Raw genomic sequence first — 20,060 nt, 5'->3', positions numbered from 1 at the left:
GGCTTGAACCGGCGCGGCACCCTTGCGTAGGGTGTCAGCGATCCTATCCGAAAGCGCGTGCCGTGCCGCAGCCTGAAGACCGACCCGCCACCGTTCCCGCAGCAGGCGCCGATGCGGCTGCCGATCCACAGGCGCGCCTGCAATCGGCAATCCTGCTGCTGCTGGGCGCCGGGCTGTTCCTGGCGCTACCCTTCGTACTGTCGATCGGATCGGTGGTATTCCTGCCACCGGTAACGGCGATGATCTTCACCATCGTGCTGTCGCCGCTGGCGGATCGCCTGGTCCGGCTGGGCCTGCCCAACATGCTCGCCTCGTTTGTGGCGATCGTCACCATGATCGCGGTGATCGTCGCCGCGTTGACGCTGATCCTGCAACCGGCCTTCGTCATGGTCGATCAGGTCCCGCAACTGGTGCGGCAGATCAGCCAGCGGTCGGCGGAACTGCGCGACAACTTCGCGTGGCTGGGCGATATCAACCGGCAACTGGGGCGCATCGCCGGCCATCCCGCGCGCGAGGTCGTGCTGGCCGGGCCATCGGTGATCGAACAGGTCGCATTCGCCACGCCCAGCGTGGTGCTGGAAACGCTGCTGACGCTGCTGATGGCCTTTTTCATGATCGAGGCGCGCATCCGCATGAAGCGGCGCCTGCTGCTTGACCGGCACAGCTTCGGCGCGTCGGTGCGGATGGCCAAGGTGATGCGTGACGTGCAGGACCGCGTGGCCTCGTACATGCTCACGGTGGCGCAGATCAACCTGGGGGTGGGGCTGATCGTGGCGGGCGGCGCCTGGGGCTATGGCCTCGCCGCGCCGATCATGTGGGGCGGCCTGGCCTTCGTGCTCAATTTCCTGCCCTATATCGGACCGCTGACGATGATGGCGCTGCTGGCGCTGGTGGGTCTGGGCACCGCCTCCACCGTGGCGCTGGGGCTGCTGCCGATGCTGCTTTACCTGGGCCTGCACGCGATCGAATCGAATCTGGTCACGCCCTCGATCCTGGGCGCGCGCTTCACCGTCAATCCCGTCTCGATCCTGCTGGCGATCAGCTATTTCACGTGGATCTGGGGCGTGCTGGGCGCGTTGCTGTCGGTCCCCATCCTGCTGACCATTTCGGCGCTGCTGGAGCATCTGGGGCACCCCAACGTGGTGGGCTTCCTGTTCGGGGAACCGCTGTTCGAGCCGGGCATCGACACGGTGGAGCCGGAGGGGCCGATGCCATCGCCGGGGCACGCGTCTTTCGAAACGGAACAGGGCCAGCCCTGACGGGCCGGCCCTGCGCATATCGTCAGCCTGTCTCGTCCGGACTGTCTCGTCCGGACTGGGGCGATCAGGCCGGATAGGTCCAGAGCGCGCCACGGCCGAAGTTCTCGGCCGCGAATTCCCAGTTCAGGTGATTGTCGATCACGTCCTTGAGGTAGTTCGGACGCACGTTCTTGTGGTCGAGATAGTAGGCGTGTTCCCACAGGTCGATCACCAGCAGCGGATTGCCGCTGAGCGTGGTGTAGGTGGCGGCATCATGGGTCTGTTCGACCGAGAGCTTGCCGTTCTTTTCGACCAGCCACACCCAGCCCGACGCGAAGTGCGCGGTGCCCTGCGCGGCGAGTTCCTGCTTCAGCGCGTCGAACGAGCCGAACGAACTTTCGATGGCGGCGGCGAGATCGCCGGTCGGCGCGGCCGAGGTCGGGGCGAGGCTGAACCAGTAGAAGCCGTGGTTCCAGGTCTGCGCCGAATTGTTGAACAGGCCCTTGTCGCCCTTGGCCTCGGCGGCGGCGATGATGTCTTCCAGCGGCTTGTCGGCCAGGTCGCCACCCTCGATCGCGGTGTTGGTGCGATCGACATAGGTGCGGTGATGCTTGCCATGGTGCGTCTGCACGGTGGTCGCGGAAATGGCCGGAGCCAGCGCGTCTTCGGCATAGGGCAGGGTAATCAGGGAAATGGCCATGGTCGCTCCAGATCGATCGTGGGGAGAAAACGGTTCGTGCAACCAACGCCCGGGAAGACGTTTGGTTGCCCGCCGCCTATGGCATTCGCGCCGATTTTCCAGCGATTTTTTCTAATCAGCGATGGTGCGTTTGCCGATTACCGTGGCTCCTCGTCTCCCCCTGTTCCCGCTGCGCGATCGATCACCGCGGTGATCGCCACGTCCATCGTCACGTTGCCCAGCGTGCGCATCAGATCGGGCAGCACTTCCACCGCCACCAGCAGCGCCAGCGGTTCGACCGGCACACCCATGGCGATGGCGATCGGGCCGACCGAGGCCACAAAGCTGATCGTGCCGGGCAGGCTGACCGAACTGAGCGAGACGAGGATCGCCATCGCCCAGCCCGAGACGATCAGGGCCGGGGCCAGCGGCACGCCATACCAGTGCGCGACATAGATCACGACGGCAAGGTTCATCGCCGGGCTGGTCGCGCGGAACAGCGCCACGGCCAGTGGCAGCACGAATTCGGCGGTGGTTTCGCGCAGGCCCAGCGTGCGGCAGGCGCCGAGCATCGCCGGCAGCGAGGCCAGCGAACTTTGCGTCGAAAGCCCCAGCGTCTGCGCGGGCAGGACGGCGCGGGCGAAGCCCATCAACGGCTTGCGCGCGATCAGCACCGCGATCGCGTATCCGGCCAGGAACACCACCGATCCCGTGAGCACCACGATCACCACATAGTGCGCCAGCGCGCCGATCGCCGACGTCCCGCTTTTCGCCGCGACCGACAGGCTGAGCGCGAACACGCCCAGCGGCGCCAGCGCCAGCACCCAGCCGATCACCACCAGCATGGCGGAAGCAAGCGCGGCGAAGAACGTCGCCAGCATCTCGCGCTGCGGCCGCGCGATGCGGGTGCTGGCCAGCGCGAACACCGCCATGAACAGGATCATCGGCAGCATCCGGTCGTTGGCGGCAGCATCGATCACGTTGGTCGGCACGATCGAGCGCAGGAATTCGCCGATTCCCGGCACGGCGCCGGTCACGGGCGCGCTGCCGGCAAGGCTGGTGCGCAGCGCCGACCCGGCCCCGCCCGGGATCGGCAGCAGCGCCAGCAGCGCGGGCGTCACCACCATCGGCATCGCCGCGCTGAACGCCAGGAAGGCCAGGAACGCGCCCAGGCTGCGCCGCGCCATCGCCCCGGCCTGCGCCGTCGCCACCGTCTGCACGATGCCCGTGAACAGCAGCGCCGCCACCAGCGGCACGATCGTGGCCTTCAGCGCGCGCAGCCACAGGTCGCCCACCGGCTCCACCACGCCCAGCACGGCGGGCAGCGCCTGTGGCGCCGCGAAGGCCAACGCCAGCCCGCCCAGCAGGCCCGCCGTCAGCGCGGCGAAAGTCCACAGGGCCGGCACTTGCGCGATCGGCGGCAAGGCGGAGGGCGATGACGGATCGTTAATCGCTTGGTTCATGCGCTGGTGACATTTAATCGTGTAGGGCAAGAGCGCAATGCGCGGCGACCCGCCAGAGCGCGCGAACAGGGATAAAGGGTTTTCATGGGACGGAAGTTCTTTGGCACCGACGGCATTCGCGGCCGGACCAACGCCGGGGTGATGACCGCGGCAACGGCGATGAAGGTCGGTCAGGCCGCCGGCAGCTATTTCCAGCGGGGCGATCACCGCCATCGCGTGGTGATCGGCAAGGACACCCGCCTTTCGGGCTACATGATGGAAAGCGCGATGGTGGCGGGGTTCACCAGCGTGGGCATGGACGTGGTGCTGTTGGGGCCGATGCCGACGCCGGCCGTGGCCATGCTGACCCGGTCGATGCGCGCCGATCTGGGCGTGATGATCTCGGCCAGCCACAATCCGTTCGAGGACAACGGAATCAAGCTGTTCGGCCCCGATGGCTACAAGCTGTCGGACGAGGCGGAACTCGCGATCGAGGCGATGCTGGAGCAGGACCTGCCGCTGGCCGACGCCACCGAAGTCGGCCGCGCCCGCCGCATCGAGGATGCGCGCGGCCGCTATATCCACGCGGTCAAGGCTTCGCTGCCCGACAACGTGCGGCTGGACGGCCTGCGCATCGTGCTCGATTGCGCCAACGGCGCTGCCTATCACGTCACGCCCTCCGCGCTGTGGGAACTGGGCGCGGAAGTGATCACGCTGGGCGTCGAGCCCAACGGCAAGAACATCAACCTCAACGTCGGCTCCACGCACCTGGAGGCGATCAAGGCCAAGGTGCGCGAAGTGCGCGCCGACATCGGCATCGCGCTGGATGGCGATGCCGATCGCCTGATCGTGGTCGACGAAAAGGCGCAGACGGTGGACGGCGACCAGATCATGGCGCTGATCGGCAGCCAGCTGGCCGCGCGCGGCGAACTGCGCGGCGGCGGCGTGGTGGCCACGGTCATGTCCAACCTGGGCCTCGAACGCTTCCTCAAGAGCAAGGGGCTGGACCTGATCCGCACCGCCGTCGGCGATCGCTACGTGCTGGAGAAGATGCGCGAGGGCGGTTACAACGTGGGCGGCGAACAATCGGGCCACATGATCCTGGCCGATCACGCCACCACCGGCGACGGCACGATCGCCGCGCTGCAGGTGCTGGCGGCGCTGGTCTCCTCGGGCAAGCCGGCCAGCGAACTGCTCCACCTGTTCGATCCCGTGCCACAACTGCTCAAGAACGTGCGCTTCGCCGGGGGCAAGCCACTGGAGGCCGACACGGTGAAGGCGGCGATCGCCGATGCCGAAGCGCGGCTGGCGGGCAAGGGCCGGCTGGTCATCCGCCCGTCCGGCACCGAACCGGTCATCCGCGTGATGGCCGAAGGCGACGATGCCGAAGAAGTGGAACGCGTGGTCGACGCGATCTGCGACGCCGTGCGCAAGGCGGCGTAACGCGCACGCTTGTTGACGGCGCGCTTGTCGGGGGCATGGTTTTGTGCTTCGCGGCCAGTGGGTGTTGGTAGCCGTGCGAACCACAGGCCCACCCCGCTGCGACTAACGCCACCTGCGGCGGCGCAAGTCTCGCTCCCCTCCCGCTTGCGGGCGGGGTTGGGGGTGGGCGGGGAAGTAGGCGCCCTTGCGGAAGGAACTGGCCATGCTGGAAATGCGCCCCGATTGCGAACGCTGCGGAACCGACCTGCCGGCCGAGGCGCCCGGTGCGTTCATCTGCTCGTTCGAATGCACCTTCTGCGCCGAATGCGCCGAGGAACTGGATGATCGCTGCCCCAACTGCGGCGGCGAGCTGATGGACCGGCCCACGCGCGCCAAGGCGCTTCACGCCAAGCATCCGCCGTCCACAGAGCGCAAGTTCAAGGCGTGATGGCCCGCAGCCTCCTTTGCCCGCAGCCATGATCCGCCCGCCCCGCATCCTCACCATCGCCGGGTCCGATTCGGGCGGTGGCGCCGGCATCCAGGCCGACATCAAGACGATCACGATGCTGGGTGGCTATGCCATGAGCGCGATTTGCGCGCTGACGGCGCAGGATACCACCGGCGTCCACGCCGTGCTGCCGGTCGATCCGGTGATGGTCGCCGCGCAGATCGATGCCTGCTTGAACGACATCGGCGTCGATGCGGTGAAGATCGGCATGCTCGGTTCGCCCGCGATCGCCGCCGTCGTGGCCGATCGCGTCGAACGGCTGGAAGTGCCGGTGGTGTTCGACCCGGTGATGATCGCCACCAGCGGCGCGGCGCTGGCCGACGCGGCGACGATCGCCGCGTTCGAGCGGCTGATGCGTGCGGCCACGCTGACCACGCCCAACGTGCCCGAACTCGCGGCGCTGGGCGGGGACGAGGCGATGCGCGCGCGCGGCGTCGCCTATATCGCCAAGGGCGGCGATGCCGATGGCGACGCGGTGGTGGACCGCCTTGCCGTGCCCGGCCGGCCACCGCGGGTCTGGACCGCGCCGCGCATCGTCACGCGCCACACCCACGGCACCGGCTGCACGCTATCGAGCGCGATCGCCACGCTGCTAGCCCGGGGCCTTGCGCTGGAGGACGCGGTGGACGGCGCCCGCCGCTTCGTGCGCGCCGCGCTGGAAGCCGCGCCCGGTTTCGGCGCCGGGCACGGCCCGCTGGGCCATCAGGCGGTGCGCCAAGACCTCGATCCCGGGCCCTGAGGCCGGCCGCTCACTCGCATTCGAGGTCGTAGAAACCGGTGATGTGGCGCCAGGCATCCTCGGCGCTTTCGACCATGTGGAACAGCTTCAGGTCGTCGAAGTTGATCACGCCTTCCTCGGCCAGCGCCTCGAAGTTCACCACGCGGTTCCAGAAATCCTTGCCGAACAGCAGGATCGGGATGGGCTTCATCTTGCCCGTCTGGATCAGCGTGAGCAGTTCGAAGAATTCGTCGAACGTGCCGAACCCGCCCGGAAACACCGCGACGGCCCGGGCGCGCAGCAGGAAATGCATCTTGCGCAGCGCGAAATAGTGGAACTGGAACGACAGGTGCGGGGTGACATAGCCGTTCGGCGCCTGTTCGTGCGGCAGCACGATGTTGAGCCCGATCGATTCCGCGCCTGCCTCCGCCGCGCCGCGGTTGGCCGCTTCCATGATCGAAGGCCCGCCGCCCGAACAGATCACGAACTGGCGCTTGCCGTCTTCCACCACGGCGCAGCGGCTGGCGATGCCGGCCAGCTTGCGGGCCTCTTCGTAATAGTGCGCCTTGGCTGCGAGCCGCTCGGCCACGGCCTTGCGCTCCGGCGAGGTGGCAGCAGCCAGCAGCCCTTCGACATGATCGGGCGAGGGAATCCGCGCCGATCCGTACATCACCAGCGTGGAGCCGATGCCCGCTTCGTCCAGCAGCATGTCGGGCTTGAGCAGTTCGAGCTGGAACCGCACCGGCCGCAATTCCTCGCGCAGGAGGAAATCGGTATCGCGGAACGCCAGCCGATAGGCCGGATCCTGCTGCTGCGGGGTTGTTCTGGGGTGGGATTCGACAAAGCCCGCTTCCTGCTCGGCCTTGTAGAACTTCCGGTTGATAAGCTCCCGGTTCTTTTCTTCTTCAGTCATGCCTGCCTACGTCGTCATTCATGCGGCAAAGCGCAATGCCGAACTTGGTCCGGCAGCGCGCTGCGGTTGCCAAGAGCGATGCGAAACGCGCGATAGGGAGAAGTGGAGGCCCGAGCCGGAATCGAACCGGCGTATACGGATTTGCAGTCCGCTGCGTCACCACTCCGCCATCGGGCCTCGATGCGCGGCAAGCGCGTGGAGAGAGGGGCGGTTAGCCGGAACGCCGGTTGGCCGCAATCGGATTCTTCCGATTTTTGCCAGGTATCGGTTTCGGGCGCGAAGCCGGATGTGGCGCCGGATGTGGCGCCGGTTCAGGACGCGAGGCTGAAGGCCAGCCGTCCGTTGGCGGAGTCCGCCTGGTCCAGCCGCACCATGATGCGGGTACCGGGAAGGACGCCGGCCGCCCGGACGCGCGCGACGACCGGCAGGCCGGCAAGCTGGATGCGCGCCGAATCGCCTTCGCTGTCGGTGACGACGGCATCGAACCGCTCCCCGGTCCGGTCGCGCAGCATCACGGTTTCGGCCAGGTCGATAACGCCGCGTTCGACCCGCCCGGCCAGCGCGTCGGCCCGCGCCATCACCTCGGGCAGGGCAGCAAAGGCGCGGGTCACCGCTTCGGGCACCGGATCGCCATGGCACACGGCGAGCGCCGCACGGATCACGTAGCGGTCGGCCAGCCGCCGCAACGGCGCGGTGGCGTGGACATAGGAGGCGGCGATGGCGCTGTGCCACGGCGGCACGCCCGGCTGGAGCGGGGCATAGCCGGCGCCGTTGCCGGCGCGGCGGACCGCCATCATGAACGCCGCCTGCCGGGGCTGTGCCGGATCGAGCGTCTTTTCGAACTGGGCCAGCGGCATCGCCGCCGGCCAGTCGAGCGCCAGCGCCAGCGCGGTTTGCCGTAGCCGCGCGACCGCCTTGTCGTCGGGACCGGCCATCACGCGGAACAGGCCCGTGCCGTGCGCCAGCAGGGCTTGCGCCACGGCCAGGTTGGTCGCCAGCGACAGCGCGGCATTGCGCCGTTCGGATAGCAGCAGCGGGCGGTAGGCCAGCGCATAGCGCCCCTGCCCCAGCGCGACCACTTCCTGTTCGGGCGGATCGACGCGCGCCGCCCCGCGACGCGCTTCGGCGGCAGCGACCCGCGCAGCCAGCTCGGTGAAATCAGGCGGCAGATCGCCATCGCGCACGGTGGCATAGGCCAGCTTGGCCCGGCTGCGGATCAGTGCGCGCTCCACCCCGTCCAGCCGTGCCTCGCCATCCGGCGCGACGCGAACGGTGAAGACCACGGCCGGGCGTGGCCCCGCGGGCAGCAGGCTGGCCGCCGCTTCGGCCAGCGCCGGCGGATAGAGGCCGGCCTTGCCATCGGGCAGGTAGAGCGTTTCGCCGCGCCGCCATGCCTCTTCATCAACGGGATCGCCATCCTCTACGAACCACGCGACATCGGCGATGGCATAGCGCAGCACGAGGTCCGCGCCCGATCGCGCGATGGTGAACGCCTGATCGAGATCGGTGGACGAGGCGGGATCGAGCGTGACGAAGGGCTCGGCCGTCCGGTCGACGTGAAGCGATGGCACGCGCTTCGCCCCCTGTTCGGCCGCCGCCAGCACCGGTGGGGGAAAACCCTGCGGCACCTGGAAGCGGTCGCGTATAGCGGCGAGGCCCTGCGACAGGATGCCCTGCGGGTCGTGCAATGCCTTCATCGTGTGGAGTCAGCCCTGACCGTGCGTGCCGTGTTCGCCGCCATCAGGGATCGATGAAGTCCGCGGCGCGCTTCTGTAACCCGGCCAGCACCGCCTCGCGCTGGTTCGGACTGTACATCAGTTCCTGCTGGGCCACGCTTTCGGCCAGCAGCACGTCCGACTCCGGCAGATCGGGAACGCGGTTGCTGAGCTGCTTGGCGGCGCGCACCGCGTGCGGGCTCTTGCCGGCAATGGTGTGCGCGAGCGCCAGGGCGGAGCCCAGAGGATCGGCAGCGGCATGCGTGGCGAAGCCCAGCCGGACCGCTTCCTCACCGCCGAATTCGCGGTGGGTATAGGTCAGTTCGCGCAGCACATCGTCGCGCACGTTGCCGCGCCACAGGGCGTAGCCCGCCATGTCGGGCACCAGCCCCCACTTCACTTCCATCACTGCCAGCCGCGCATCGGGCGCGACGATGCGGATGTCGGCCCCGCTCGCCACCTGCAACCCGCCGCCGAAGCACACCCCGTGCACCGCCGCGATCACCGGCATCGGCAGCTTGCGCCAGACCATCGCAGCCTCCTGCGCGCGGTTGGCGTTGCCGTGGGTGCGATCGACCAGCGATCCCTCCTTCCAGCGATCGGTGTTGCCCATGCTCGCCAGGTCCAGCCCGGCGCAGAACGCCCGCCCCGCGCCGGACAGGACGACGGCGCGCACGCCGCCAAGGTCGAACAGGGCGTGGCCCGCATCGACGATGGCGCCGAACATGGCGTCATCGAGCGCGTTCAGCTTGTCCGCCCGGTCCAGCAGGACGTGGGCGACATGGTTCTCGACAGTGATGGTGACGCGATCGGCAAAATTCATGGCGTGATCCGGCTGTTATCCTCTTCCGGCGTCCTTGTTCGCGCAAATGGCGCGGACGGTCCAGAGCATTGACGAGGACCGGACCATTTCGCGCTCCATGCCACGGCGCGGATGGAGACGCGAAAGGGCCGCCGGAATCGCTCCCGGCGGCCCTTCTGGTGCAATCCCTCGAACGCGGCTTAGCTGTCCGACACGCCTTCGGCGCGGCGCGCTTCGAGCCAGGCACGGGCCTCGGCCTCCTGCGCGGCTTCCACGGCGGCCTTGTGCTGGGCCTCGCGCTCGGCACGCAGTTCCTCGATCAGCGCATCGCGATCCGAACCCAGGCGGTTGTCGCCGCCGGCGTCCTCTTCGGTAATGCCCGCCCGCTTGGCCGCCTTGGCGACCAGCCCGTCCAGCTCGCGCTGCGAACAGAGGCCCAGCGTGACCGGGTCCTTCGGGTTGATGTTCTGGATGTTCCAGTGGCTGCGATCGCGGATCGCGGCGATGGTGTTGCGCGTGGTGCCGATCAGCTTGCCGATCTGCGCGTCCGAGATTTCCGGGTGGTGACGCAGGATCCAGGCGATGCCATCGGGCTTGTCCTGGCGCTTCGACACCGGGGTGTAGCGCGGCCCCTTGGTGCGGTTGACCGACAGCGGGGCCTTCTGCATGCGCAGGCGATATTCGGCGTTCGCCTGGCCTCGCTCGATCTCGACCTGGGTCAGTTCGCCCGAGCGCACGGGATCGCGGCCGGTGTACTTCGCGCCAGCCAGATCGTCCGCCATCGCCTGCACTTCAAGGAGGTGCAGGCCGCAGAATTCGGCAATCTGCTCGAAAGTGAGCGCGGTGTTGTCGACAAGCCAGGACGCCGTCGCGTGCGGCATCAGCGGATACGCGGGCTGGTTGCTCACGGGAAAGTCTCCGAATGCGGATACAATAAGGGCCGCCCCTTGCGGAGCGGCCGTGCAGAGTGACGATGTAGGCCACGCGCCCGAAAACGGCAAGCTCTATCCAGCAACCTTCGGAAATATCGCCGGAAATCCGCCGCGCGAAGGGGTCACCCGATATCCGCGGCAGCACCCACCGCCAGCACGATCTTGCCGATATGGCCGCCCGATTCCATCCGCGCGTGCGCGGCGGCGGCATCGGCGAGCGGAAACACACGGTCCATAACCGGACGCAGCGCGCCATCGGCTACCAGCGGCCACACCAGCTCCATGATCTCGCTGGCCAGCAGCGCCTTGAACTCGTTCGAGCGCGGCCGCAGCGTCGATCCGGTCAGCGTCAGGCGCCGGCGCATCACTTCGGCCATGTTGATCTCGGCCCGGACGCCCCCCTGCACCGCGATGGTGACATGCCGGCCATCGTCGCGCAGGCACTTGAGGTTGCGCGCGACATAGTCGCCCGCCACCATGTCGAGCACGATATGGACGCCGGCGCCATCGGTGATCCGCGCCACTTCCGCAACGAAGTCGCTCTCCTTGTAGTCGATCGCGTGGTCCGCGCCGATGGCCAGCGCCGCCGCGCACTTGTCCGCCCCGCCGCAGGTGACGATCACCGTCAGGTCGAACAGCTTGCCCAGCATGATCGCCATCGAGCCGATCCCGCTGGTGCCGCCATGGACCAGCAGCGTCTCGCCCTCCCTGGCCCAGCCGCGCTCGAACACGTTGTGCCACACGGTGAACAGGGTTTCCGGAATCGCCGCGGCCTCCGCCATCGACAGGGCTTCTGGCACGGGCAGGCACTGGCCGGCTTCGGCCAGGCAATATTCGGCATAGCCGCCCCCGGCGACGAGCGCGCAGACCTTCTGGCCCGGCAGCAGCGTAACCACGCCCTCGCCGATGGCCGCGACCTGCCCGGACACTTCCAGCCCCGGCAGCGGCGACGCACCCGGCGGCGGGGGGTAGAAACCCTGGCGCTGAATCACGTCGGGCCGGTTGACTCCGGCATAGGCGACTCGCAGCAGGACCTGCCCGGGGCCGGGTCGGGGCACCGGCACGGTTTCGGGGCGAAGCACTTCGGGACCGCCCGGGGCATCGAAGCCCACCGCCGTCATCGTTTCCGACACCGTTGTCGCCATGGTCCAGCCCCCTTTTCGCGACGAAACCCCCGTCAATTGCAAGGACTAGCCACGCACCCCGTTGACAGCAAGCACTTGCCGTCCAAGATTGTGCATTGCAATGGATGAAGAAGACCGCCCCCGTCGCAAAGGCGATCTGGCCAGCCAACTGGCCGGGGAAGTGCTCGACACCTATTCGCGCGCCGAACTCGACGCGCGCATCGCGTTGCTGAAGCAGGAAATCGAACGGGTTACCGCGCACCGGGAACGGGCTTCGGCCCACCGCGCCGCGGCCGAGGCGCTGTTCCGAAGCTCTCCGCCGGACGGCACTCCGCGATGAACCGGGCCGCCCTTCCTCTTTCCGGGCGGCATACCCATATATCCCGTATGGTCACCGCAGCGATCCGCTTCGGTGCATTTTCAAGGCACTTTTCCGGTGTCCTTTCCGCGGCTGGTTTGGCCCCTGTTAACCATGTCCGTGCATTTTTGAAGAACGGGGACAACCCGGCGCAAGCCAGAAAGTAAGAGCCTATGCCCAGTTTCGCACAGAGCCTTGAGAAAACGCTGCACGCCGCGCTCGCCAACGCCTCGGAGCGCAGCCACGAATACGCGACTCTCGAGCACCTCCTGCTGGCCCTGATCGACGATCCCGATGCGTCGCAGGTAATGCAGGCGTGCGGAGTCGACCTGGGTGACCTGGGCGACGTGGTGCGCCAATACCTCGATCAGGAATACCAGTCGCTGAAAACGCAGGAAAAGGCCGATCCACAGCCCACGGCCGGGTTCCAGCGCGTGATCCAGCGCGCCATCCTGCACGTCCAGTCGTCCGGCAAGGATACCGTGACCGGCGCCAACGTGCTGGTGGCGCTGTTCTCCGAACGTGATTCCTACGCGGTCTATTTCCTGCAGCAGCAGGACATGAGCCGGCTCGACGCGGTCAGCTACATCAGCCACGGCATCGGCAAGGGCGGCCGGCAGGTGGAAGGCCGCAACCCCAAGGGCACGGACGAGGACCAGCCCAAGCCGGAGGAAAAGGCCGACGCCAAGGGGCAGAAGAAGGATTCCGCGCTCGACCAGTTCTGCGTCAACCTCAACGAGAAGGCGCTGGGCGGAAAGGTCGATCCGCTGATCGGGCGCGGCCCCGAAGTGGACCGCACCATCCAGATCCTGTGCCGCCGGTCCAAGAACAACCCGCTCTACGTGGGTGATCCGGGGGTCGGCAAGACCGCCATCGCCGAAGGCCTCGCGCGCAAGATCGTCGAAGGCGAAGTACCCGAGGTGCTGGCCAACGCGGTGATCTATTCGCTCGACATGGGCAGCCTGCTGGCCGGCACCCGCTATCGCGGTGATTTCGAGGAACGGCTGAAGCAGGTCGTCTCCGAACTGGAGAAGATGCCGCACGCGATCCTGTTCATCGACGAGATCCACACCGTGATCGGCGCCGGCGCGACCAGCGGCGGGGCGATGGACGCTTCCAACCTGCTCAAGCCCGCGCTGTCGGGCGGGACGATCCGCTGCATCGGCTCCACCACGTACAAGGAGTTCCGCAACCACTTCGAAAAGGACCGCGCGCTGCTGCGCCGGTTCCAGAAGATCGACGTGAACGAACCCTCGGTGGAAGACACGATCAAGATCCTCAAGGGCCTGCGCACGGCCTTCGAGGATCACCACAAGGTCAAGTACACGGCCGACGCGATCAAGACCGCGGTGGAGCTTTCGGCCCGCTACATCAACGACCGCAAGCTGCCCGACAAGGCGATCGACGTGATCGACGAAGTGGGCGCGATGCAGATGCTGGTGCCGCCGAGCAAGCGCAAGAAGACGATCACCGCGCGCGAGATCGAGGCCGTGATCGCCACGATGGCGCGCATCCCGCCCAAGTCGGTTTCGAGCGACGACAAGAAGGTGCTCGAACACCTCGAACGCGATCTCAAGCGGCTCGTGTTCGGGCAGGACAAGGCGATCGAGGTGCTGTCGAGCGCGATGAAGCTCAGCCGTGCCGGCCTGCGCGATCCCGACAAGCCGATCGGCTCGTTCCTGTTCAGCGGCCCCACCGGCGTCGGCAAGACCGAAGTGGCGCGCAGCCTGGCCCAGATCATGGGCATCCCGCTGCAGCGCTTCGACATGTCCGAATACATGGAACGCCATTCGGTCAGCCGGCTGATCGGCGCGCCTCCGGGCTATGTCGGCTTCGACCAGGGCGGTCTGCTGACCGACGCGATCGACCAGCAGCCGCACTGCGTCCTGCTGCTCGACGAGATCGAGAAGGCGCACCCCGACCTGTTCAACATCCTGCTGCAGGTGATGGACAACGGCCGCCTGACCGATCATCACGGCAAGACCGTGGATTTCCGCAACGTGGTCCTGATCATGACCACCAACGCGGGCGCGTCGGACATGGCCAAGCAGGGCATCGGCTTCGGCGACGTGTCCAAGGCCGACGCGGGCGACGAGGCGGTGAAGAACCTGTTCACCCCCGAATTCCGCAACCGCCTCGATGCGATCGTGCCCTTCGCCTACCTGCCGGCCGAAGTCGTCAGCCGGGTGGTGGACAAGTTCATCCTCCAGCTCGAACTCCAGCTGGCGGAACAGAACGTCCACATCCAGTTCGACAACGACGCCCGCGCCTGGCTGGCGAAGAAGGGCTACGACCGGCTCTATGGCGCGCGGCCGATGGCCCGTCTCATCCAGGAACGGGTCAAGAAGCCGCTGGCCGAGGAACTGCTGTTCGGCAAGCTGGCCAACGGCGGCGAGGTCCACGTCAGCCTGAAGGACGAAGCCGGCACCGACGGCGCGCTGTCCTTCGAACTGACCCCGGCCGCGCCGAAGCTGGTCAAGAAGAAGGAACGCAAGGGCGGCAAATCGGCGGGCACCGCGCCCGAACCGAGCGCCGACGAAGCCGAATAAGGCGGGCCGAAGCCTCGATGAAACAGAAGGGGCGCGTCCTGCGGGGCGCGCCCTTTTTCATGGCGAAAGCCCACCCCGCTGCGACTATCGCCGCCTCCGGCGGCGCAAGTCTCGCTTCCCTCCCGCAAGCAGGAGGGGTCGGGGGTGGGAACGCCTTCGATACTCAGGGAATCGCCGAAGGCTCCGGCGGCGCGGGATGGGGCGCGTTCCATTCGGCGCGATCGATGAAGCCATCGTCGTTGGCGTCGATCCGGTCAAACCGCGCGTTGTTGAACGCCATCCATTCGCCCAGCGTCAGCTTGCCGTCCTGATCGGCATCGGCGAGCGCGAGGATGCGCTTCGGGTCCAGTCCGTCCAGATCGCCCAGCACGCCGCGCGCCGCCTCCAGTTCCTGCAGCGTCACGGTGCCATCGTGCTCCATGTCGATCATCTCGAACAGCGATTGCGCCGCCCGCGCATATTCGGCGGACGAGATCCGGCCATCGTGGTTGGCGTCGAGCGTGGCGAAATCGGACAGCGGGTGGACCGTGGGCGGCACCGCCGTCACCGCCGGGGCGGGGGCAGCCACAACCGGCGCGGTGGTGCGCGTATCCTGTTCCTCGGGTCCCGTTTCCTTGTGCTCGCACCCGGCCAGCGCGATCAGCCCCGCCAGCAACGCGATCCTGGCAATGGTGCGAGTCATCGTCGGGGCTCCTCGGGTTCGGCCGGACAAGGACGGCCAGACCGGGGTGGCCAGACCGGGGGGATGGACGGCGCGCACCCTAGCGGACGAGTCTGAACGGGCCCTGTCCGGGACCCGCATGGCTTCCACATCGGCCGGCGCTGCCCGAACAGGCGGCTGGCCCGAATCGCCCGCACGCGCCATGACGTGCATGAATGGCCGAAGATTTTTCCTGGATCCGCCCGGAGCCGGCCGGGCTGCGGATCGTTCCGGCCGACGTCTGGATCGATCCCGCGCGTGCCGTGGGCACCGCGCTGGTCACGCATGGCCATGCCGATCACGCGCGGGGCGGGCATGGCCGCACCATCGCCACGCCCGAAACGCTGGCGATCATGGCGCTGCGCTATGGCGTGGCGGAGGGCGCTTTCCCCGCGCCGCTGCACGCGCCGATCACCCTGCCCGGCGGCGTGACCGCCACGTTCGTGCCGGCGGGCCACGTCCTCGGCTCCGCGCAGATCCTGCTCGAACATGCCGGCGAACGCGTGGTGGTGACCGGCGATTACAAGCGCCGGCCCGATCCGACCTGCCCGCCTTTCGCGGTCACGCCCTGCGACCTGTTCATCACCGAGGCGACCTTCGGCCTGCCGGTGTTCCGCCATCCGCCGATCGGCCAGGAAATCGCCCGGCTGCTGGCCGCGCGCGCCGCGCAGCCCGATCGCTGCGTGCTGGTGGGCGCCTATGCCCTGAGCAAGGCGCAGCGGGTGATCGCGGAACTCCGCGCGGCGGGCTTTCACGATCCGCTCTGGCTGCACGGCGCGATGGAGCGGATGTGCCGCCTGTACGAGGAACAGGGCGTGCCACTGGGCGATCTGCGGCTGGTGTCCGATGCGCCCAAGGGCGCGCTGGCCGGCGCGATCGTGCTCTGCCCGCCCTCGGCGCTGAACGACCGCTGGAGCCGGCGCCTGCCCGATCCGCTGACCGCCATGGCATCGGGCTGGATGCGCGTGCGCCAGCGCGCCCGCCAGCGCAACGTGGAACTGCCGCTGATCATTTCCGACCATGCCGACTGGGACGAACTTACCGCCACGATCGCCCAGGTGAACCCGGCCGAAACCTGGATCACCCACGGCCGCGAGGAAGCGCTGTTGCGCTGGTGCGAACTGCACCAGCGCAAGGCCCGCGCGCTGGCGCTGGTGGGGTACGAGGACGAGGATGACTGAGAAGGGCACATCCTAGTGGAGCGCTTCGCCGCCCTGCTCGACGCGCTGGTGTTCACCCGGTCGCGCAACGCCAAGCTGGCGCTGATCGCGCGCTACCTGCGCGAAACGCCCGATCCCGATCGCGGCTGGGCGCTGGCCGCGCTGACCGACGGCCTGGATTTCCCCGCGGTCAAGGCCGGCACGATCCGCGCGCTGATGGCGGAGCGCGTCGATCCCGTGCTGTGGACGCTGTCGCGCGATTACGTGGGCGATACCGCGGAAGCCGCCAGCCTGCTGTGGCCTGCCCCCGATCATTCTGGCCCCGATCATTCTGCTCCCGATCATTCTGGCCCCGATCATGACGTCATGCCCGCGCCCGGCGTCTCGGAAGCTGTTGAAATCCTGCGGGCAACCAGCCGCTCCACCGCGCCGGCCGCGCTGGCCGGCCTGCTCGACCGCCTTGACGCCAACGGCCGCTACGCCCTGCTCAAGCTGGCCACCGGTGCGATGCGGATCGGCATTTCCGCCCGGCTCGCCAAGGTCGCCTTCGCCGAGGCCTTCGGCGTGCCGGTCGATCTGGTGGAGGAATACTGGCACGGGCAGGAACCGCCCTACCGCCCGCTCTTCGCCTGGGCGGCGGACGGCGCGCCACCGCCGCGCACCGACGACCGGCCGCTGTTCCGCCCGTTCATGCTGGCGCATCCGCTGGAGGACGGGGCCGCCATCGACCTTGAAAGCTTCGCCGCCGAATGGAAGTGGGACGGCATCCGCGTGCAGATCGTCCATGCCGCCACCGATCTGGGCGGCGAGACGCGCGTCTATTCGCGTGGCGGTGACGACATTTCCGCCACCTTTCCCGAAGTGGCCGGCGCGCTGGGTGAACCGGCGGTGCTGGACGGCGAACTGCTGGTGCGCGGCGCGCACCAGGGCGGCGAGACCGGCGGTGCGGCCAGCTTCAATGCCTTGCAGCAACGGCTGGGACGCAAGACCGTGTCGAAGCGGATGCTGGAGGATTTCCCCGCCTTCGTCCGGCTGTACGACGCGCTGGTGATCGGCGGCGAGGACTTGCGCGACCTGCCCTGGACGGACCGCCGCGCCCGGCTGGAAGCCTTCCTCCCCCGGCTCGATCCGGCGCGTTTCGACCTTTCCGCGCTGATCGCGGCGCGCGACTTCGCCGAACTCGCCGACGTGCGCGCCCGCCCGCGCGAGGACGCGATCGAGGGGGTCATGCTCAAGCGGCGTGATTCACCCTATGTCGCGGGGCGGCGCACGGGGCTGTGGTACAAGTGGAAGCGCGATCCGCTGCGGATCGATTGCGTGCTGATGTATGCCCAGCGCGGTTCGGGCAAACGCTCCTCGTTCTATTCGGACTTCACGTTCGGCTGCTGGGACGGCGATCCCGACGCGGGGGCCGATCTGCTGCCGGTGGGCAAGGCCTATTTCGGCTTCACCGATGCCGAGCTGAAATGGCTCGACAGCCACGTCCGCCAGCACACGGTCAACCGTTTCGGCCCGGTACGCGAAACCGACCGGTCGCTGGTGCTGGAAGTGGCGTTCGATTCCGTCCACGCTTCCAAGCGCCACAAGTCGGGCGTCGCCATGCGCTTCCCGCGCATCAGCCGCATCCGCGCCGACAAGCCCGCGCACGAGGCCGACCGGCTGGACACGCTGAAGGCAATGATCGTGGACCCGGTGCGGTAGAGACGTTTCCCGCGCGAAATTGACCGGAATCAAACCGCCTTGCCTGCCGTGCTGGTAGCGACAAGGCTCCAGGATTTTGAACCTACACCCCTGTCCGGAGTTTCACGCCTTGGCCACCGCCGTCGAACAGCCGCAGGAACATTCCCAACCCGCCACGCCGTTCGAACGGATCGGCGGCCATGCCGTGCTGCGCCGGATCACCGACCGGTTCTACGATCTGATGGAACAGGACCCCGCCTATGCCGAACTGCGCGCGATGCACGCGGCGGACCTGGCGCCGATGCGCGAATCGCTGCCCGGGTTCCTGGCCGGGTGGGCGGGAGGCCCGCGCGACTGGTTCGAGGCCCACCCCGGCAAGTGCATGATGTCGATGCACGCACCCTTCCCGATCGACCGGCAAACGGCGGGCCAGTGGGCGGAGGCGATGCGCCGCGCCGTGGAGGACGCAGCGCCGCAGGACACCGAAATCGCCGAGGCCTTTATCGGCGTGCTGACGCGCATGGCGATGGGCATGGCGCGCGCCTGAACGCCGTTCCCGGCCTATACCCACGTCTGCTTGCCTCGTGAGGGGACGCGCGCTTATGAGGCGCGTGGGGCCCTGACGAAAGCCACGCCATGCCGTTCCGGTCTATCCTGAAGTATGTTCTCGTTCTCGCGCCCGCGCTGCTGCTGCCGGCCACGCCTGCCTTTGCCGCGCCCGAGGAAATCCAGGTCTACATGGACGAGATGAACCAGCCCGGCGCGGTGGGGCTGGACGTTCACGTCAACGACGTGGTGCGCGGCAACGGCACGCCCGATTATCCCGGTGCGGAAACGCCGCTGCACCGCTGGCGCATCACGCCCGAATTCTCGCTGGGCCTGACCGACCAGTTCGAGCTGGGCGCCTATCTGCCGCTGGCCACCGTGGCGCCCGATGGCGTGGCGCGCGTGCAGGGGGTGAAGCTGCGTCTCAAGTGGCTCGCGCCGCACGGGCCGACCGGGGCCTTCTGGGGCGCGAATCTGGAAGTGGGGAAAGTCGGCCACCGGCTCGACCAGAATCCCTGGAACGGCGAATTGAAGCTGATCGGCGGCTGGCGCAACGATCACTGGGTGCTGGCCGCCAACGGCAACTTCGATTTCGTGATCGCGGGGCCGAACCCCGGACCGATCACGCTCGATATCGACACCAAGGCCGGATACCGCCTGACCCCCACGCTCACCGTGGGCGTGGAAAGCTACAACGAGGTCGGCCCGCTGCGCGATCCCGGCCACTTCGGGAACACCGAGCATTCCACTTATGCCGCCGTGGATGCACAGATCGGCAAATGGGACCTCAACGCCGCCGTGGGCAAGGGATATGGCGCCAATGCCGACAGCGTGATCGTGAAGTTCATTATCGGCGTACCGATCTAGGCCATTATCGCCTAACGTTCGGCGCATGATCCGCTACGACCGTTCCCGCCGCCGTTTCGCCATCGCGCTGGCCGCGATGGCGGGGTTCGTCGATGCGGTCGGCTTCCTGTCGGCCGACGGCTATTTCGTCTCGTTCATGTCGGGCAACACCACGCGGCTCGGCGTCGATCTCGGCACCGACGTGGTGCGCGCGGTCACGCCCGCGTTCCTGATCGCCGGCTTCGTGGCCGGCGTGACCAGCGGCGCGCTGCTGTCGATCCGCGCGGGGCGCTACCGCAAGCCCGCCGTGCTGACGCTCGTCGCCGCGCTGCTGCTCGCCGGCGCCACGGCGCGCGCGCTGGGCGTGCCCGTGGCGATGCTGGCCGCGCTGGTGATGGCGATGGGCGCGATCAACAACACCTTCCAGCGCGATGGCGAGGTGGCGATCGGCCTCACCTACATGACCGGCGCGCTGGTCAAGCTGGGACAGGGGCTGGCCGGATGGCTGGCCGGCCGCAAGGATACGGGCTGGCTCTCCTGGGCGGCGCTGTGGGGCGGCCTGCTGAGCGGCGCGGTGCTGGGCGCGATGGCGCAGGACCGGATGCCGATGGCCTGCCTGTGGATCGCGGGTTGCTGGGCCACCGCGATGGTCGGCGTGGCGCTGCGATTGCCGGCGGAAAGCTGACGCGAAAACGCCGCGCGAACCGAAGTCCGCGCGGCGTCACCGG

General features: G+C 68.1%; 19 protein-coding genes and 1 tRNA gene. 11 read left to right on the top strand and 9 right to left on the bottom strand.

Annotated features, from left to right (window positions below; translation table 11 throughout):
- The first annotated feature begins 62 nt into the window (after positions 1-62).
- A complete protein-coding gene (locus EH199_RS13735) occupies positions 63-1,259 on the top strand; it encodes an AI-2E family transporter (RefSeq protein WP_124809866.1) in 1,197 nt (398 codons plus the stop codon).
- Between the two features lie 64 nt (positions 1,260-1,323).
- Here EH199_RS13735 and EH199_RS13730 read toward each other — a convergent pair whose 3' ends face one another.
- Both EH199_RS13730 and EH199_RS13725 read right to left on the bottom strand, forming a co-directional pair.
- Positions 1,324-1,938, bottom strand: coding sequence for a superoxide dismutase (locus EH199_RS13730; RefSeq protein ID WP_124809865.1), 615 nt, complete (start codon positions 1,936-1,938; stop codon positions 1,324-1,326).
- A 137-nt stretch (positions 1,939-2,075) separates the two neighbouring features.
- Complete coding sequence (locus tag EH199_RS13725; RefSeq protein WP_124809864.1) at positions 2,076-3,380, bottom strand: dicarboxylate/amino acid:cation symporter; 1,305 nt, start codon at positions 3,378-3,380, stop codon at positions 2,076-2,078.
- An 84-nt stretch (positions 3,381-3,464) separates the two neighbouring features.
- On the opposite strand from EH199_RS13725, the gene glmM reads away from it, so the two are divergent.
- From glmM to thiD, 3 genes are all read left to right on the top strand, one after another.
- Positions 3,465-4,802 (top strand): phosphoglucosamine mutase, encoded by a 1,338-nt coding sequence (gene glmM, locus EH199_RS13720; RefSeq protein WP_124809863.1) that lies wholly within the window; start codon positions 3,465-3,467, stop codon positions 4,800-4,802.
- 202 nt (positions 4,803-5,004) lie between these two features.
- The gene (locus EH199_RS13715; RefSeq protein WP_124809862.1) at positions 5,005-5,229 is read left to right on the top strand and encodes a DUF1272 domain-containing protein; all 225 of its coding nucleotides are present in this window, start codon (positions 5,005-5,007) and stop codon (positions 5,227-5,229) included.
- A gap of 28 nt (positions 5,230-5,257) precedes the next feature.
- A complete protein-coding gene (gene thiD, locus EH199_RS13710) occupies positions 5,258-6,028 on the top strand; it encodes a bifunctional hydroxymethylpyrimidine kinase/phosphomethylpyrimidine kinase (protein ID WP_124809861.1) in 771 nt (256 codons plus the stop codon).
- Between the two features lie 10 nt (positions 6,029-6,038).
- Here the strand turns inward: thiD and EH199_RS13705 are convergent, their stop codons facing one another.
- The 6 genes from EH199_RS13705 to EH199_RS13680 form a co-directional block, all read right to left on the bottom strand.
- Positions 6,039-6,920, bottom strand: coding sequence for a TIGR00730 family Rossman fold protein (locus EH199_RS13705; RefSeq protein ID WP_124809860.1), 882 nt, complete (start codon positions 6,918-6,920; stop codon positions 6,039-6,041).
- A gap of 103 nt (positions 6,921-7,023) precedes the next feature.
- Positions 7,024-7,097: transfer RNA gene (locus EH199_RS13700), tRNA-Cys, on the bottom strand.
- Between the two features lie 134 nt (positions 7,098-7,231).
- Complete coding sequence (locus EH199_RS13695; protein WP_124809859.1) at positions 7,232-8,617, bottom strand: RNB domain-containing ribonuclease; 1,386 nt, start codon at positions 8,615-8,617, stop codon at positions 7,232-7,234.
- Positions 8,618-8,660: 43 nt separating this feature from the next.
- The gene (locus tag EH199_RS13690; RefSeq protein WP_124809858.1) at positions 8,661-9,458 is read right to left on the bottom strand and encodes a crotonase/enoyl-CoA hydratase family protein; all 798 of its coding nucleotides are present in this window, start codon (positions 9,456-9,458) and stop codon (positions 8,661-8,663) included.
- A 179-nt stretch (positions 9,459-9,637) separates the two neighbouring features.
- A complete protein-coding gene (locus tag EH199_RS13685) occupies positions 9,638-10,318 on the bottom strand; it encodes a DUF1013 domain-containing protein (protein ID WP_190287271.1) in 681 nt (226 codons plus the stop codon).
- 173 nt (positions 10,319-10,491) lie between these two features.
- Positions 10,492-11,514, bottom strand: coding sequence for an NAD(P)H-quinone oxidoreductase (locus tag EH199_RS13680; RefSeq protein WP_124809856.1), 1,023 nt, complete (start codon positions 11,512-11,514; stop codon positions 10,492-10,494).
- Between the two features lie 100 nt (positions 11,515-11,614).
- On the opposite strand from EH199_RS13680, the gene EH199_RS13675 reads away from it, so the two are divergent.
- Both EH199_RS13675 and clpA read left to right on the top strand, forming a co-directional pair.
- The gene (locus EH199_RS13675; protein ID WP_124809855.1) at positions 11,615-11,833 is read left to right on the top strand and encodes a DUF1192 domain-containing protein; all 219 of its coding nucleotides are present in this window, start codon (positions 11,615-11,617) and stop codon (positions 11,831-11,833) included.
- 191 nt (positions 11,834-12,024) lie between these two features.
- Positions 12,025-14,400: an ATP-dependent Clp protease ATP-binding subunit ClpA gene (clpA, locus tag EH199_RS13670; RefSeq protein WP_124809854.1), complete on the top strand. Its 2,376-nt coding sequence runs from the start codon at positions 12,025-12,027 to the stop codon at positions 14,398-14,400.
- Positions 14,401-14,563: 163 nt separating this feature from the next.
- Here clpA and EH199_RS13665 read toward each other — a convergent pair whose 3' ends face one another.
- Positions 14,564-15,082 (bottom strand): EF-hand domain-containing protein, encoded by a 519-nt coding sequence (locus tag EH199_RS13665; protein WP_158453923.1) that lies wholly within the window; start codon positions 15,080-15,082, stop codon positions 14,564-14,566.
- A gap of 194 nt (positions 15,083-15,276) precedes the next feature.
- Here EH199_RS13665 and EH199_RS13660 point away from each other — a divergent pair, with 194 nt between their 5' ends.
- From EH199_RS13660 to EH199_RS13640, 5 genes are all read left to right on the top strand, one after another.
- Complete coding sequence (locus EH199_RS13660) at positions 15,277-16,281, top strand: ligase-associated DNA damage response exonuclease (protein ID WP_124809852.1); 1,005 nt, start codon at positions 15,277-15,279, stop codon at positions 16,279-16,281.
- Positions 16,282-16,296: 15 nt separating this feature from the next.
- Positions 16,297-17,961 (top strand): cisplatin damage response ATP-dependent DNA ligase, encoded by a 1,665-nt coding sequence (locus EH199_RS13655; RefSeq protein ID WP_124809851.1) that lies wholly within the window; start codon positions 16,297-16,299, stop codon positions 17,959-17,961.
- 109 nt (positions 17,962-18,070) lie between these two features.
- Positions 18,071-18,487 (top strand): group II truncated hemoglobin, encoded by a 417-nt coding sequence (locus EH199_RS13650; protein ID WP_124809850.1) that lies wholly within the window; start codon positions 18,071-18,073, stop codon positions 18,485-18,487.
- Between the two features lie 89 nt (positions 18,488-18,576).
- On the top strand, positions 18,577-19,353 hold the full coding sequence (locus EH199_RS13645; RefSeq protein WP_124809849.1) for a hypothetical protein: 777 nt from the start codon (positions 18,577-18,579) through the stop codon (positions 19,351-19,353).
- 25 nt (positions 19,354-19,378) lie between these two features.
- On the top strand, positions 19,379-20,017 hold the full coding sequence (locus EH199_RS13640) for a YoaK family protein (RefSeq protein ID WP_124809848.1): 639 nt from the start codon (positions 19,379-19,381) through the stop codon (positions 20,015-20,017).
- Positions 20,018-20,060: the final 43 nt, after the last annotated feature.

It is taken from the genome of Novosphingobium sp. LASN5T (genome assembly GCF_003856955.1).
Taxonomy (GTDB): Bacteria; Pseudomonadota; Alphaproteobacteria; order Sphingomonadales; family Sphingomonadaceae; genus Novosphingobium.
The sequence above is the reverse complement of the archived record's forward strand: the minus strand, read 5'-3'. Positions and strand labels throughout refer to the sequence as shown.

What these genes read in the sequence shown, in the direction of transcription:
- EH199_RS13730 (WP_124809865.1), bottom strand. Translation starts at nt 1,938, where the DNA reads ATGGCCATTTCCCTGATTACCCTGCCCTATGCCGAAGACGCGCTGGCT.
- EH199_RS13725 (WP_124809864.1), bottom strand. Translation starts at nt 3,380, where the DNA reads ATGAACCAAGCGATTAACGATCCGTCATCGCCCTCCGCCTTGCCGCCG.
- glmM (WP_124809863.1), top strand. Translation starts at nt 3,465, where the DNA reads ATGGGACGGAAGTTCTTTGGCACCGACGGCATTCGCGGCCGGACCAAC.
- EH199_RS13715 (WP_124809862.1), top strand. Translation starts at nt 5,005, where the DNA reads ATGCTGGAAATGCGCCCCGATTGCGAACGCTGCGGAACCGACCTGCCG.
- thiD (WP_124809861.1), top strand. Translation starts at nt 5,258, where the DNA reads ATGATCCGCCCGCCCCGCATCCTCACCATCGCCGGGTCCGATTCGGGC.
- EH199_RS13705 (WP_124809860.1), bottom strand. Translation starts at nt 6,920, where the DNA reads ATGACTGAAGAAGAAAAGAACCGGGAGCTTATCAACCGGAAGTTCTAC.
- EH199_RS13695 (WP_124809859.1), bottom strand. Translation starts at nt 8,617, where the DNA reads ATGAAGGCATTGCACGACCCGCAGGGCATCCTGTCGCAGGGCCTCGCC.
- EH199_RS13690 (WP_124809858.1), bottom strand. Translation starts at nt 9,458, where the DNA reads ATGAATTTTGCCGATCGCGTCACCATCACTGTCGAGAACCATGTCGCC.
- EH199_RS13685 (WP_190287271.1), bottom strand. Translation starts at nt 10,318, where the DNA reads ATGCCGCACGCGACGGCGTCCTGGCTTGTCGACAACACCGCGCTCACT.
- EH199_RS13680 (WP_124809856.1), bottom strand. Translation starts at nt 11,514, where the DNA reads ATGGCGACAACGGTGTCGGAAACGATGACGGCGGTGGGCTTCGATGCC.
- EH199_RS13675 (WP_124809855.1), top strand. Translation starts at nt 11,615, where the DNA reads ATGGATGAAGAAGACCGCCCCCGTCGCAAAGGCGATCTGGCCAGCCAA.
- clpA (WP_124809854.1), top strand. Translation starts at nt 12,025, where the DNA reads ATGCCCAGTTTCGCACAGAGCCTTGAGAAAACGCTGCACGCCGCGCTC.
- EH199_RS13665 (WP_158453923.1), bottom strand. Translation starts at nt 15,082, where the DNA reads ATGACTCGCACCATTGCCAGGATCGCGTTGCTGGCGGGGCTGATCGCG.
- EH199_RS13660 (WP_124809852.1), top strand. Translation starts at nt 15,277, where the DNA reads ATGGCCGAAGATTTTTCCTGGATCCGCCCGGAGCCGGCCGGGCTGCGG.
- EH199_RS13645 (WP_124809849.1), top strand. Translation starts at nt 18,577, where the DNA reads ATGCCGTTCCGGTCTATCCTGAAGTATGTTCTCGTTCTCGCGCCCGCG.
- EH199_RS13640 (WP_124809848.1), top strand. Translation starts at nt 19,379, where the DNA reads ATGATCCGCTACGACCGTTCCCGCCGCCGTTTCGCCATCGCGCTGGCC.